The organism is Paenibacillus allorhizoplanae (assembly GCF_927798215.1).
GTDB lineage: Bacteria > Bacillota > Bacilli > Paenibacillales > NBRC-103111 > Paenibacillus_E > Paenibacillus_E allorhizoplanae.
Genome location: NZ_CAKMMW010000013.1, coordinates 125,629 through 140,536 on the forward strand (window position 1 = coordinate 125,629; position 14,908 = coordinate 140,536).

Annotated in this window: 13 protein-coding genes and 1 other annotated feature; of the genes, 1 reads left to right on the top strand and 12 read right to left on the bottom strand. The window is 45.5% G+C overall.

Annotated features, from left to right (window positions below):
- Nucleotides 1-53: 53 nt before the first annotated feature.
- The 7 genes from mreD to L6I86_RS20790 all read right to left on the bottom strand — a co-directional run bounded on the left by mreD (nucleotide 54) and on the right by L6I86_RS20790 (nucleotide 4,819).
- On the bottom strand, nucleotides 54-581 hold the full coding sequence (gene mreD / locus L6I86_RS20760; protein ID WP_056610359.1) for a rod shape-determining protein MreD: 528 nt from the start codon (nucleotides 579-581) through the stop codon (nucleotides 54-56).
- Nucleotides 582-594: 13 nt separating this feature from the next.
- Nucleotides 595-1,458, bottom strand: coding sequence for a rod shape-determining protein MreC (gene mreC, locus L6I86_RS20765; protein ID WP_235550376.1), 864 nt, complete (start codon nucleotides 1,456-1,458; stop codon nucleotides 595-597).
- Between the two features lie 21 nt (nucleotides 1,459-1,479).
- Nucleotides 1,480-2,514 carry a rod shape-determining protein gene (locus L6I86_RS20770; RefSeq protein WP_236290169.1) on the bottom strand — a complete coding sequence of 345 codons (1,035 nt, stop codon included), beginning with the start codon at nucleotides 2,512-2,514 and terminating at the stop codon, nucleotides 1,480-1,482.
- A gap of 36 nt (nucleotides 2,515-2,550) precedes the next feature.
- Nucleotides 2,551-3,240 carry a RadC family protein gene (gene radC, locus L6I86_RS20775; RefSeq protein WP_171630390.1) on the bottom strand — a complete coding sequence of 230 codons (690 nt, stop codon included), beginning with the start codon at nucleotides 3,238-3,240 and terminating at the stop codon, nucleotides 2,551-2,553.
- A 110-nt stretch (nucleotides 3,241-3,350) separates the two neighbouring features.
- Complete coding sequence (locus L6I86_RS20780; RefSeq protein ID WP_056610353.1) at nucleotides 3,351-3,800, bottom strand: RrF2 family transcriptional regulator; 450 nt, start codon at nucleotides 3,798-3,800, stop codon at nucleotides 3,351-3,353.
- A 121-nt stretch (nucleotides 3,801-3,921) separates the two neighbouring features.
- Nucleotides 3,922-4,524 carry a Maf family protein gene (locus L6I86_RS20785; protein ID WP_236290171.1) on the bottom strand — a complete coding sequence of 201 codons (603 nt, stop codon included), beginning with the start codon at nucleotides 4,522-4,524 and terminating at the stop codon, nucleotides 3,922-3,924.
- 52 nt (nucleotides 4,525-4,576) lie between these two features.
- Nucleotides 4,577-4,819 carry a DUF4321 domain-containing protein gene (locus L6I86_RS20790; protein ID WP_056610348.1) on the bottom strand — a complete coding sequence of 81 codons (243 nt, stop codon included), beginning with the start codon at nucleotides 4,817-4,819 and terminating at the stop codon, nucleotides 4,577-4,579.
- A 164-nt stretch (nucleotides 4,820-4,983) separates the two neighbouring features.
- Between L6I86_RS20790 and L6I86_RS20795 the strand changes: the two genes are divergently transcribed.
- Nucleotides 4,984-6,219 (top strand): N-acetylmuramoyl-L-alanine amidase, encoded by a 1,236-nt coding sequence (locus tag L6I86_RS20795; RefSeq protein WP_236290173.1) that lies wholly within the window; start codon nucleotides 4,984-4,986, stop codon nucleotides 6,217-6,219.
- 56 nt (nucleotides 6,220-6,275) lie between these two features.
- Here L6I86_RS20795 and L6I86_RS20800 read toward each other — a convergent pair whose 3' ends face one another.
- From L6I86_RS20800 to L6I86_RS20820, 5 genes are all read right to left on the bottom strand, one after another.
- Nucleotides 6,276-7,622, bottom strand: a complete 1,347-nt coding sequence (locus L6I86_RS20800; protein WP_236290175.1) for a hypothetical protein — start codon at nucleotides 7,620-7,622, stop codon at nucleotides 6,276-6,278.
- 160 nt (nucleotides 7,623-7,782) lie between these two features.
- Nucleotides 7,783-9,123, bottom strand: a complete 1,341-nt coding sequence (gene murC, locus L6I86_RS20805) for a UDP-N-acetylmuramate--L-alanine ligase (RefSeq protein ID WP_420851914.1) — start codon at nucleotides 9,121-9,123, stop codon at nucleotides 7,783-7,785.
- A 55-nt stretch (nucleotides 9,124-9,178) separates the two neighbouring features.
- On the bottom strand, nucleotides 9,179-10,552 hold the full coding sequence (locus L6I86_RS20810; RefSeq protein WP_236290178.1) for a bifunctional folylpolyglutamate synthase/dihydrofolate synthase: 1,374 nt from the start codon (nucleotides 10,550-10,552) through the stop codon (nucleotides 9,179-9,181).
- 70 nt (nucleotides 10,553-10,622) lie between these two features.
- Entirely contained in the window at nucleotides 10,623-13,283 is a 2,661-nt protein-coding gene (locus L6I86_RS20815) for a valine--tRNA ligase (protein WP_236290180.1), read from the bottom strand.
- 55 nt (nucleotides 13,284-13,338) lie between these two features.
- Nucleotides 13,339-13,598 (bottom strand) — a binding site (T-box leader).
- 187 nt (nucleotides 13,599-13,785) lie between these two features.
- On the bottom strand, nucleotides 13,786-14,877 hold the full coding sequence (locus L6I86_RS20820) for a LysM peptidoglycan-binding domain-containing protein (protein ID WP_236290182.1): 1,092 nt from the start codon (nucleotides 14,875-14,877) through the stop codon (nucleotides 13,786-13,788).
- Nucleotides 14,878-14,908: the final 31 nt, after the last annotated feature.

Below are 14,908 nucleotides of genomic sequence, written 5' to 3' on the forward strand. Positions count from 1 at the left end.
AACCTATACATTTCGGCCCTTGTTCTAAATTCTCCTGCTTATCGCCTGGAAAATTAATCTTCCTTCGCTGAAGCTGCAAGTCGTTTGCCTTCAAGCAGTTTGCGGATGGGAACGTAGCAAATCAAGGCCACAAGTAAATTGAATAGAACACTTGGGAGCATGTAATGGGTGAGAGCAAAATTCAAATCAATGGCAATCACTTTGAATAAGCGGTTGATCCCATAGTTGAGAAACTCAAATATTAATAATCCTAAGCTTGTAATAAGCAAGTTGTAAAAAATTAAATTGGGTTGCTTGCGCTGCGCAAGACCTGCCAAATAGCCTACGAGCCCCATGCTGAAAGAGTACACACCCAACATCGATCCATAATAAGTAAAATCATGTAATAATCCGAACAGAAGACCGTAAAGAAGAGCCGCATGACGATGATGAAAAAGTCCAATAAACATAATGAATACCAAAGGTAAGTGAGGTGTTACATAGACGATCGATTGCCAAGAGGCTGGCAGTAACCATACGACTAAACTACCTTGAAGGATAAACAGACCGAACAGGATGAGCCATAACACATGTCTATTCATTTGTTGGCTCACCTCATTTCACTTCCGGAACTTCAACGACAAACACTTCACGGATTCGGTTAAAGGATGCTTTGGGCTTCACCATTACCTTATACGTAATGCCGAATTCCCCAGGTCCAATGGAAGAGATCGTCCCAACTTCTATCCCCTTTGGAAATACCTGCCCTAACCCTGATGTAATAATCGTATCGCCGATTTTCATATCGTCAGCATGTTCAACCTTATTCATCACTAGCTCCCCAAGCTTGGGATCATAGGATTCAATCATCCCGAATGGCTGCGACTCATTCCCTTTGACTGTGACAGCAATGGCTTTGGAGTTGTTGTCGGTATCATTGGTCTCCGACAAGAGCTGCACGTTGGAGTGAAACCCAAATACTTTACTCACTCTTCCCACTAAGCCATCGACAGACATAACCGCCATATTTTCCTTAATCCCATCTTTATCACCCAAATTAATCGTTACAGTGCTGTTGTAGGGGTCGGGATCAATCGTGACGACCTCAGCGATTCTGTACGTATAATTGTTAGCTTCACGCTGACGTTCTGTGAAACCAAGTGATTCCATGAGTCGTTTGTTCTGCGATTCAAGTTCATTCAACCTTTGCGTATCTCGAGCGTATTGTGTGAGCGTCAGCTTCAACGTCTTGTTTTCTTCATAAATGACACGCAGTTGTCTGATGTCTTCGAAGAAGCCCGCTACCTGCGCAGCGGGCTTGTACAAGAGTCCTTGCGTCCATGATATGGAGTCTTTGACGAATTTCTCAGGCCATGTCATCGGCCCTCGATTCCCAAGTGTTAGTCCCATTAAAATAAAGAAACAGACTAAACCGGACATAAGAAAAATAAGTCGTTTATTTCCCATGAATTTAAACAAATTAGCACCTTCTAACGAAAATTAACCCTTATACCTTGAACCAGATCCTGATTTGTTTTTGAATAAGTGAATATTCTCTAATGCACGTCCCGTTCCAATCGCAACGCAATCGAGCGGATTTTCGGCAACCATAACGGGCATACCCGTTTCTTTTGCCAGGAGTCGGTCCAAATTACGAAGCAATCCGCCTCCTCCAGTCAATACAATACCGCGATCCATAATATCCGCCGATAGCTCTGGTGGACATTTCTCAAGCGTGACCTTTACAGCCTCCACAATGGCACTTACCGTGTCAGACAACGATTCCGTAATTTCAACGGACGTTACACTAATCGTTTTCGGTAACCCGCTTACAAGATCACGACCACGAATTTCCAGCGAATCGGCTTTCTCAGTGTTAAGCGCTGAGCCAATCTCAATCTTCAGTGTTTCCGCGGTACGTTCCCCAATCATGAGGTTGTAGGTACGTTTAATATATTGAATAATGGCCTCATCCATTTCATCACCAGCGATACGAATCGATCGACTGGTTACAATACCACCAAGTGAGATAACAGCAACTTCTGTCGTACCTCCGCCAATATCAACAACCATACTACCTGTCGGCTCCCAAACTGGAAGATCAGCTCCAATCGCAGCAGCGAAAGGTTCCTCGATCGTGTAAGCTTCTCTTGCTCCCGCTTGCTTCGTAGCATCTTCAACAGCACGCTTTTCTACAGCGGTAATCCCGGACGGCACACATACCATGACATTCGGATGACGCGGAAACAACCAACGTTGCTTCTGAGCTTGTCGAATAAAATATCGAATCATCGTTGCGGTCGTGTCGAAATCGGCAATAACACCATCTTTCATCGGACGTACTGCACGGATATTCCCTGGTGTACGACCAATCATCTTTTTGGCTGATTCACCGACTGCTTCAATTGTTTTAGTATCTGTACGAAGGGCGACCACCGAAGGCTCCCTAACGATAATTCCTCTGCCTTTCACATAAACCAATGTATTCGCGGTACCTAAATCAATCCCCAGATCTTTCGTAAAACCACCAAACATACAAACGGCTCCTTTCTTGTAGCGTGTTCTATTATATTACATAAAGCCTTGTTCCTTCAAACTTATAAATCTCTGATCTCCAATGATAACATGATCCAACACTTCAATACCAATTATTGCTCCAGCTTCTACTAATCGACCTGTCAGACTAATATCTTCCGGACTTGGGGTAGGATCTCCACTGGGATGGTTATGTACACAAATGATCGAGGCACTGCTTCGTTTAATCGCTGCACGAAAAACTTCCCTAGGATGGACAATCGACGCGTTCAAGCTGCCCATAGATAAAGTCTCTTGCGCAATGACATGATTTTTCGTATTAAGGAACAAGCAAACAAAGTGCTCTTTCTGTAAATAGCGAAGATCCTCGCTCATTAAATTGGCGATATCTTTGGGCGAACGGATCGTTATCCGCTCCTCGTATGAGCTTTTGGCTAGCCTGCGTCCTAGCTCAATACCCGCAAGAATTTGAAGAGCCTTGGCATCGCCAATCCCCTTGATCTGCGTTAATTGATCCTTGCTCATATCGACGAGACTGCGCAGCCCCCCGCTTTCACTTAGAATCCGGCTTGCCAAATGAATGGCTGATTCCGCTACCGTTCCTGTCCGTAATAATATAGCAAGCAGTTCAGCATGACTTAACGCCCCTGCCCCCAGTTGAAGCATTCGCTCCCGCGGTCTCTCTTCGATCGGAACTTCTCTCAGCATCAAGCTTGAGCTTTCCATGTTTTCCCCTCTTCCGTAATGTAGGATATGTTACTTATTGCTATCCCATGCATGTGGGTACAAGCCCTAAAAACAACATAAAACCCCCGGATTGTGAGATCCGAGGGCTTCTAGGATAGAGATTCTGTATTCGATTTCGGACATTCAAATGCCCTTATTTGTTCTAACATACTGCCAATTGTATGACCTTCAAAGTAATTTTCCATTTGCTTCTCAGCATCGTTGAAAACTTTACCCATCAATCTATCCATTTTGGATGATATCATACAAGGCTTGGACTCATCACCAGAGCACCAGCTCGGCTTCAAAGTACCTTGACATGTCAATCTGTAAATCTCCCCGAGTGTGACTTCCTCAGGCTTGCAACTCAGTATAAAACCGCCACCGATGCCTTCCTTCGTTGACACGTACCCTGCTTTACGAAGAAAGCCCATAACTTTACGAATACGGGCAGAATGCGTTGATACATTAGCGGCAATTTCTTCACTAGTTGCCATATGATCAGGTAAGTGAGCTAACAGAACAAGGCTATGGACGGCAATTGTAAATTCGCTGTTCATGGCAGATACCTCCCAGAAGAATGCGAAGTCATGTCGCTTACTGTCATTGTAACCGTTACAGATTGCTCAGTCAATCTTATTACCCTATTTTGGACTAGAATGGATAGAGTTGGAAATGGTACTACAGAACTTGAATATCGAATGTCAGCAGCAAGTCACTCAACAAGGAAAGTGGAAGTCCCACAACGGTGAAATAATCCCCCTCAATCCCGCTGATAATCGTTGCACCTATACCTTGAATTGCGTAAGACCCGGCTTTATCTTTGGGTTCCCCAGTAGCAATATAGCGTAAAATTTGTTCATCCGTCATCGATTTCATCCGTACATGCGTAACGCTATGCGAGATTACTTGTTGACCCGTTGCTGCATCCACACAAGCAACACCACTGTAAACCTGGTGCACATCCCCTTGCAGACCCTTGAGCATTCGGAAAGCATCTTGCTCGTCGACTGGTTTGCCTAGAATTTCCTCGTTATACACAACAACTGTATCAGATCCAATGATAATCCCATGTTGCTCTTGAACCTCTAGCATTTCTCTGACTGTTGAAGCCTTGCGTAAAGAAAGTAACTCAACGAGCTCAGATGGTGTTATTTTTTGTTCGACGGTCTCATCCGCGTCACTCACACGAATAATATAGGGTAGTCCGAAAGATTGGATTAGCTCCTGCCTCCGCGGCGACGATGAAGCAAGAATTAGTCTTTGATGTTCTTTGGTTTGCACGCTCAACAACTCCTAAAATAATAATCCCTCTGCTTTAACGTTCAAAAACTCACTAGAGTTTCCGATATAGGAGATATGCTCCTACTAGTCCAATAATGCTGCATAGGTTTAGCTTCACCAAAAGGTGGAATTCATATTTCACAACTTGTAAATCCGCTTTAGGTTCCCAAGAAATTTGAACTGATTTGGTTAAAAATGCGAGAGCAGGAACGGGCGCCAGCAGCTGGCCGATAATAATCCCAGTAATTAACCCGACGATTAAAAAAATGATCAGTGTAAATGTGCTTTTTTTCATTCCTGTCATCCTCTCCAAGTATGTACAAGCACTATTATACGGGGAATCCCCTCTTTTTTCCATGCAAAATAAGCGGCCGGCAGTTAAATAAACCGATGGTGATTCTTACCTGCTTACAGCCTAGACCAATCCTAGTAAAATAGTCACCGGAGGTAATTTCAACTATGACTCTACTTAAACGACTTATTCTGTTCACTTTATTCCTTACAATTGCATTCCCTTACCAGGCATTCGCTTACAAGGTTGTACTCGATCCCGGGCATGGGGGAAGTGACCCTGGCGCAATTGGTGTTGGTGGACTCCGTGAAACAGATGTCAATTTGGACATCACGTTAAAGGTACGACAAGCTCTTCTTGAACGCGGTTACGAGGTCGTCATGACACGCACCAACGACACTTTCTTATCACTCGCTGAAAGGGTTGCCTTCACGAATGAACAGCAAGCTGACTTATTCGTATCCATTCATGCCAACGCACATTCGAGCAGTAAAGCTAATGGAACCATGGTACTCTACTATGACAATGCATACCCACAAGAAGATTACCCAGCAAGCAGTGCGATGACGCAATTAACGCCTTACAGTAAAGATTTGGCACAGCGTGTGCAGGACGCATTACTCGCGCAATCCGGTACCAAAGACTTAGGGCTGACACCAAGCGCTGTCTACGTGGCCCGAATGGGAACTATTCCGAGTATTCTAGTAGAAACAGCTTTTCTCACGAATGCTAGTGATGCAGCCTTGCTTGCTAGCAGTGCTATGCGTTCTAAGATGGCCATCGGCATCGCCAATGGGATTAGCAGCTATGAACCGCCTCTTTTTACCGACGTGCTTGTACATTGGTCCAGATCATCTGTACTTCGCATGAAGAATAAAGGTATTGTCGAAGGCGTCGGCAACAAATACGAACCAGACCGTGCGCTTACGAGAGCAGAGTTCCTTACACTGATGGATCGCGTATTTACCTTCAGCAAGCTGCCGGCTGTCTGCAGCACGACCGCAAGTGTAACTTCCAGTGTGTATGGCTGCGGGACTGGAGCCTCGAAAAGCTATTCGGATTTATCTGCTTCCCATTGGGCAAGCGGCGTTTTTGCCAAAGCGGCCAAATTAAATTTACTACAAGGGTATGCCGACGGAACGATTCGTCCGAATCAAGCGATTACACGTGGGGAAGTTGCTTATTTATTCAATCAGCTTCTACAAATGACATCACCAACTGCAGAACCCACGTATACAGCCGCATTCGAAGATGTACCGAAGTCCATGTGGAGCGCTTCAGCCATCCTAACTTTGAAGGATAAAGGTATCATTAATGGCATATCGGACACTTCCTTTAAGCCTGATCAAACGATGACAAGGGCTGAGATTGCCGCCCTGCTCGATCGTTACATCACGAAATAACAAAAAGAAAGCCGTGTATCCCGGACTCCGTAGAGTTCAGTGTACCGGCTTTTTCCTTATGCTACGCTAATCGTCTTAAGAAGATTTTTCTGAGCAATAATGTACTGCATCAAGGCTGACTGCGCTTGCCACATCAAGGCCTGAGATGGCGTTTTCTTGTATTCTTCCATCGATTGAACGGCACTATTGATCGCACTTGTCATCTTCGTCATCAACGGCTTAACATCATCGCCCGCCCCGTTAGTCAGTCCCGTACCGAGCGTGATTAGTGCCTGATGCGAAGTACGAATCGACTGTAAAGAGACATCCGTAAGTGCTGTCGGCTTCGTCTCAGCCAAATGGACAAGTGTCAATCCACTCATTGTGGTCACAAGTTTGTCGCCCTCAGCAATAAAATTGGGCAGGGACTCGGCCTTTGAGCCAGACCAACGAATGCCCGTTACCGCTGGGAAATCCACACTTTTCATAAAAACCTCAATCGTTTTATCCGTAGCCTCCACACCTTGTCTCAAGGCAATGGCATCTTCTCTCGTCTTTGCAAAGCCTACAAACACAGTAAGCTTATCGGAATTATCCATCGCGGAAGCAAGACCCTTTTTATTGAGTGAATCTTGAACGGCCTGAGCGCCTTGAAGCGAACTGAACACCCCATTTTGCAAAAATGTATATGATTTAGCGGGAATTTGCACAGCAGTAACAGCTGCTGCTGTAGCTGGGAGAGCTACATCCCCTGTGCCCGTTTGTGTTTTGGTCGTGGAAGCAGCGGATTGCGTATTAGGTGATGGCACCGTAATTTTGGTAGGATTCGATGTCACTATACTCGTGCTCGTATCTCGATCCGAAGAGAACATGGAAAGCACGAAGAAACCGAATGCGATTCCCGTTACCACTGCCCCCGCTACAGATGTTGCTATGCGAATCCACGGCGCACCGGTCGACTTCGCATACCGAGTTCCAGTCCCCGGATCCCGGTAAGGCTCTTTGGATGTCCAATTGGACCATTCCTCTCGATTGTCCGCAGGCACAGGCTCAGGCTCCCGCTCTTGGCGAATAACCGTTGTTGGAATTGGAGAACTCTGCTTTTCACGAGATATTTGGGTTTCTCGAATGATGCGTTCTACACGCTCACCTTCTGATTCAATCTGGCTATGCCAGCTCCCAAAATCAGTAGTGAACGTATTCAACGCATGCGGTTCAAATAATGACTCTACTTGCTCTCTTTCTGCTTGATCATATGGGGTTACTTCTTTCGGGCTGCGATCTATCTTCGGTTCTATAACTTTATACTCTTCTTGATAGAGCGGAATGACGTTCTCTTCTTGTTCTTGCACCCTGGCTGCTCTCCGTGTGGACTCTGCCCCTGCCTTAGGGTCGAAGCGATATGTGATTCTACCTTTGTTCATTCTCTTCCCTCACTCCTCATCATATATATCCCGAAACGGGTACAATGCCGTATTATCTTGTCCCAATCTTCTGTTACTAGAGTATGAGAGAGAGAACCATATTATGATTTATTCAAGAAAAAAGACCGCCTCCAGCCCTTCGGCTCAAGCGATCTTCTCTCTAGGTATGTGATTCGTATTTCTTGCGCAGCGATTTAGCCAACCCATCCGCTGCCTTCCAGATGTCTCCTGCGCCCATTGTGAGAACGAGGTCACCAGGTTGAACATGGTCTACCAAATACGTTAGTACTTCTTCGCGTGTGGCAATGTGCTGAACATTCGGATTGCTGTTGCTGCGTATCAACTCAACTAGCTTAACAGAGTCAACACCTTCAATTCGTTGTTCGCCTGCCGGTGAATAAATATCCGTAATGATCACTTCATCCGCTTCTAAGAAGGAGCGGCTAAACTGCTCGAACAAATAGTAGGTTCGCGTATAGCGTTGCGGCTGGAACACAGCGATGATCCGCTTTCTTGTTGCTTTCGCAGCAGAAATTGTTGCTTGAATTTCTGTCGGGTGATGCGCGTAATCATCAATGACCAAGATGTTCTCAACTTCTCCGAGTACTTGGAATCTACGCTTTGCGCCACGAAACTCCTGAATTGCTTCCGCAATGTTCTCGAATGATAGTCCTGCTTCCAAGCAAGTAATCAGTGTCGCAAGTGCATTGTATACATTATGTTTACCAGGCACTGACAGATTGACTTGGCCAAGTGTTGAACCATTAAACTCAACCGTAAAGGTTACCTTGCGATCACCTAGTAAGATGTCACGTGCAATATAATCCGCTTTCGTCTCAATCCCGTACGTAATCACTTGGCTTTGAATTTCTGGAATCATTTCACGTAGGAATTCATCATCCTGACATACAATCGCCTTTCCGCCAGGTCTAACTTGGCTCAAGAATTGTTTGTATGCTTTCTTCAAGTTTTCGAAATCGCCATTGTAATTCTCCAAATGGTCGGCTTCGATATTGTTCACTAAAGCAAGAGTTGGGTGATATTGCAAGAAGGTGCCATCGCTTTCATCGGCCTCCGCAACAACATACTCTCCTTTGCCAGCTTTGGCATTGCTGCCAACATTCATAATTTCTCCACCGATAATATACGTTGGATCCGTGCCGCAAATCTCCATGACCAAAGCAATCATGGAGGACGTTGTTGTCTTCCCGTGGGCGCCTGCTACAGCAATCCCTTTGCGTTCATTCATCAGCCTTCCCAACATTTGTGAGCGATGAATAATCGGAATGTTCATTTGCTCTGCCGCTTGCATTTCCACATTATCTTTGGCTAATGCTGTCGAGTATACAACCAAATCGGCTCCCGATACGTTCGTTGCCTCATGGCCGATAAAGACTCTAGCACCTTTAGCTTTCAGTTTATCTGTAAGCTCTTGTTGTGCAAGATCTGACCCCGAAATGCGGTATCCCATTTCGAGCATGACTTTGGCAATGGCACTCATGCCGTATCCGCCGATTCCTATAAAATGTACGTGTTCTGCTTGACTCACGCCGTTCTCACCATCCTTTTTCAGAATCGGTTTGATAGGTTATCCAAGAACGAACATCAGAGATTAAATACAGCGTGCCGGATACGACCGCCAGATCATCCTGCTCAGTTCTATTTGTTAATAATGTTAGAGCTTGCTTCCAATCGCGTTCTACAACAACATCTATCTCGAGATTCATCTCTCGAAGCAGACCATTTGCAATTTCAGCGAGAAAGTAAGCATCCCCTTTTTTATGAAAATTCGCCTCTGTAATAATGAGCGTATCCACCAATGGTAGTATATGCCTTAAGTAGCCTGTATGATTCTTCGTAGCTAGCATTCCAATCATCATGTGAAGCTTCTTGTAGCTATACACATTCTGAAGTGCTGCAGCTAGCGTCGCAGCCCCCTCAGGGTTATGAGCCCCGTCTATAAGGATGCGTGGCTCCTGTGAAACCATTTCCAATCTACCTGGCCATTTGGTTCCCACAAGCCCCTTCTGCAAATCTACGTCCTCCACGATGGTGGCGTAATATTGACGAAGAACCTCAAGTGTCATGACTGCTACGGCAGCATTCTTCAATTGATGTTCACCATTCAATGTAATCGACAGATTTGGAATAGGTCGAAATGGTCCGTTAAACTGAAAACTTTGATGATCTAGTTCACTGTTCACTTCGGTCAAGTTAAATTGATCGCCAAGTGAATAAAGTGTCGCTTTCTTCGCCTTCGCCGTTTGTTCGATAACGCTCCAAATCGCCGCAGGCTCCACAGCTGTAATGACGGGTACTCCTGCCTTAATAATCCCCGCTTTTTCAGCTGCTACAAGCTCTAGGGTATCCCCCAGAATATCCATGTGATCATGACCGACATTCGTAATCACGGTAACAATTGGATTCACGATATTCGTGCTATCCAGCCTTCCCCCGAGTCCGGTTTCCCATACGACATAATCGGGATAAGCTACTTTACCAAAGTATAGTATCGCCAATGCCGTTGAAATTTCAAACATCGTTGGCGGGCCTACCTCTGTGACTGCAATCTCATCCACAATTGGCTTCATCTCATTCACTAAACGAAGCAGTACATCATCCTCAATATCGGCGCCATTGACTTGTATACGGTTCGTATACCTCACCAAGTAAGGCGAAGTAAACGTGCCCACATCATAGCCGCACGCTTGAAGCACGGAAGCAAGATAAGCGCATGTTGAGCCCTTTCCATTCGTTCCGGCCACATGAATGAACTTCAGCCTGCGTTCGGGGTTACCCAACTTCTCCATGAGTAGATGCATACGTTGGAGGCCCGGCTTCATGCCGAGCTTCTCCATCCGTCCAACGATCCAATCAATGGCTTCCTGTGCGGATTGGAATTCACCCGCAGTGTTCTTGATTTCATTCATTGTTCTCATCCTCTTTTACTATATGAATCGCCAAGTAGACGAACCTAGGCAATCGTATAATTTACGTTCCTTATGCCTTTAACTCCGCTAATCGAGCAATAACTTTATCCCGTTTGTCTGCATAATCAGCAAGCTTGGCTTTCTCTTCTTCGATGACTTTGGCTGGCGCCTTAGCTACAAAACCTTCATTACCCAGTTTCTTCTCGATGCGCTCAACTTCACCATGTAAGGATTGCAACTCTTTGTCCAAGCGTGCAAGCTCTTGCGTGAAATCGATCAAGCCCGCTAATGGCAAGTAAAGCTCTGCCCCCGTGATAATGGACGTCATTGCTTTGTCAGGTGCTGTCATTGTAAGGTCAATTTCAAGAAGAGACGTGTTACAGAAACGTTTCAGATATTCTTCATTTTTGCTGAGAATGTCCTGTGTCTCTGCACTAGCTGGTTTGATCAAGAGCTCAACTTTCTTACTCATCGGCACATTCACTTCAGCACGGATATTACGAACGGAACGAATCGCTTCCATTAAAAGCTCCATCTCCCGAATCGCATCCGGCGCTTCGAAAGCGACATTCTCAGTGGGCCAAGCCGCGAGTGTAATCGTGTCCCCAACATGCGGCAAGTGCTGCCAAATTTCCTCTGAAATGAATGGCATGAAAGGATGAATCAAACGTTGCGTTTGATCTAATACATAAGCTAGAACCGATTGTGTCTGCTTTTTCGCCGCTGCATCCGTTCCATATAAGCTCAGTTTACTGAACTCAATGTACCAGTCACAGAGATCATCCCAGATGAAGTTATAAAGCAGACGGCCAGTTTCGCCAAACTCATAGCTATCTATTAGACGAGTCACATCACGAACGGTTTCATTCAAACGATGCAATATCCACCGATCCGCTGTCCCTAATGAGCCTGTCAAATCAATATCTGCTGCGTTTACGCCTTCCAAATTCATCAGAGCAAATCGGGATGCGTTCCAAATCTTATTGGCAAAATTACGAGCTTGCTCAACCCGCTCCCAACGGAAGCGCAAATCTTGACCCGGCGTGCTGCTCGTAGAAATCATATAGCGCATCGCATCCGCGCCGTATTTCTCGATCACTTCCAACGGATCAACGCCGTTTCCGAGCGATTTGGACATTTTACGTCCTTCGGAATCACGAACAAGACCATGCATGAGCACATCTTTAAATGGAATTTGATCCGTAAATTCGAGTCCTTGGAAAATCATCCGAGCGACCCAGAAGTAAATGATATCGTAACCAGTAACGAGGACACTCGTCGGATAGAAACGCTTCATATCCTCAGAATCATTCGGCCACCCTAAAGTGGAGAAAGGCCATAGCGCCGAGCTGAACCATGTATCCAGTACATCGTTATCTTGGTTAAGATTCGCACTTTGACAATGGGAGCAAGCAGTAGCATCCTCGCGAGCTACAGTGATTTGACCACAATCCGCACAGTGCCAAGCAGGAATTCGGTGACCCCACCATAGTTGACGGGAAATACACCAGTCACGCACATTTTCAATCCAGTTCAAATACGTTTTCTCAAAGCGATCGGGTACAAAATTAACACCCTTGCCTGATTTTTGTGCTTCAATCGCTTGATCAGCGAGCGGCTGCATTTTCACGAACCATTGGGTAGACAAGTAAGGCTCAATTACGGCACCACTGCGCTCACTATGTCCAACTTGATGAACGTGCTCTTCGATTTTGATTAGAACACCTTGCTCTTTCAAATCGGCAACGATTTGCTTACGGCACTCGAAACGGTCTTGCCCCTGATATGGTCCGGCATTCGCGTTCATCGTTCCCGTTTCGTCCATAACTAGAATTTGCGGCAGATTGTGACGCTTTCCTACTTCGAAATCGTTCGGATCATGCGCAGGCGTAATTTTTACCGCGCCGCTTCCGAATTCTTTTTCAACATAATCGTCTGCAATGATCGGAATTTCACGGTTAACAATCGGTAGCAGCAAGGACTTCCCAATGAGATGCTTATAGCGCTCATCCTTCGGATGAACAGCTACCGCTGTATCCCCCAGCATCGTCTCAGGACGCGTTGTAGCGACAACGATCGAACCTGATCCGTCTGTTGTTTCATATTTCAAATGGTACAGCGCACCTTGAACTTCTTTGTATTCGACTTCAATATCCGAAAGTGCTGTGCGTGCCGCTGGATCCCAGTTAATAATATAGTTGCCGCGATAAATGAGACCCTTTTCAAACAAGCTTACGAAAACTTCACGAACCGCTTGCGAAAGTCCTTCATCCAATGTGAATCGTTCACGTGAATAATCAAGCGAGAAGCCCATTTTGGCCCATTGCTCACGAATCGTATCCGCGTATAATTCTTTCCACTCCCAAACCTTCTCCAAGAATTTCTCACGCCCAAGATCATAACGTGTTTGTCCTTGTTCGCGCAGCTTCTGCTCTACACGTGTTTGTGTAGCAATACCAGCATGGTCAGAACCAGGCAGCCACAACGTGTCAAAGCCCTGCATCCGCTTCGTACGAATAAGAATATCTTGCAGTGTAAAATCTAGTGCATGCCCGATGTGCAGCATCCCTGTTACGTTCGGTGGTGGTATTACAATTGTATAGGTTTCCGCATCAGGACGGTTACCTGCCTTGAAAAATTCATTCTTAATCCAGTAGTCGTACCATTTACGCTCCGCTTCTTTCGGGTCGTACGTGGTAGGCATTTCCGTTTGTAATTTCGTTTCGGTCATAAAAGTACCTCCATATCTGGTTAGTTGTTATAAACACAAAAAAACCTTTCGCCCCAAAAAGGACGAAAGGTATAGCTTCCGTGGTACCACCTTCATTTCATGCGACTTGCCCCAATAGCAAATAACATGACACTTAAACAGATAACGGCTGCGACCGGAAAATGCTAATGCAGGCGAGAAATGAAACTCGGCGATTGCACTCACATTTACTGCTCCAGGGCGACTTCGATCGGATGTATCCTGAGGAACCTCTCAGCGCTGCAGTTCCACTCTCTGAAGGGCGTTCCGACTACTACTCCCTATCTTTGCAATTCCATATGTTGGTTTGAAAATGAGTTACACTATATGATATCGAATTATCGACATATAGTCAATAATTTCGACGCCTATTATAAGGATTATTTTCTAGTATTGGATGAAACGGTGGAATTTATACGAGATCAAACATAAAGAGCCCCCAGCCGCTATCAGCAGCCAGAAGCTCTTGCCTATGTATCATTATTTATTTGGGTAAATAAATAACTTGCCCCACAACAATATCCTGATCGCCTAGACGATTCATCAATTGAAGCTCACGCGTTGTCAGCTGATAGCGCTTTGCGATAGATTCTAAGGTGTCATCCTTCTGAACGATACATAGTTTGAGCTTCCTGAACTCTTGTGACTCCGATCTGCTCTGAAGGAATAATCGCCGCCACTCTACTGCATCTATCCGCGATTCCGCCTCAAGAGCCGCTTGCGCCTCAGCTTCCGCAAGCCGCTTGTCGGAAAGATACGTGCCTGCCTTAGATAATAGCGATTTGATGCCATACGGGTTAACCTCCACGGCGTCCGTTGCCTTCTTGCCAAAGGCAACTTTTAGTTCCTTTTTTTCCTCCGTAACGACGGTACTATCAGCATGAGGGGTCACTTTTAGCTCAATTTGTTCAAATTCCACACCTATCGTATCGTCCCCCGAAAAGGATTCAGGCTGAGAAGCAGCGACGGTTGGTTCTGGTGCAGCTGCAATCAACGTTGGTGTTGGCGTAGGTAAAGGTGTAGGAAGAACAGGTGCTGGTGGTGGTTGAATCACTTGTTGAACTTGTTGAACTGGTTGAACCTGTGGTTCTTGAACAAACGGTTCTGGTGTAGGTTCTGATGCGTAAGGCATGACGGGCTCGGAGCGTGGGTACTCAATTTGATGGACAAAAGTAACCTCTTCTTCCTCTCGCCAGCTTTCTTGCGGCACAGAAACCATTTCTACACCTTGCAAGGAAAGTACACCAGTTACATTTAGACTTCTTGCCGATAAAAGGTCGATATCAAAATTCTCGATCTCCACCTGAATATCTTCTACACGATGAATGCGATTCAAGGGCAGCGTAATTTCAACAGGAATTAAATGCTCAAGCGTGCGAGGGCTGCCGCCTTCTTCACTAAAGTAGTTACCTGTAAGTAGTAGATTCCCCTTTAAAATCGCTTGATCATCCAGCGTTATTACTTGAATATGCGGAAGCAATTCTACCTCATTCAATTCTTGTATAGCTGCCAAATTCTCCTGCAAATGCACACGTTCATAAATATCAAAGCGTAACCCTGGTTGTTGTTCAGACACCGAATGAATCCTCCCTTCCGTTAATTCGAAA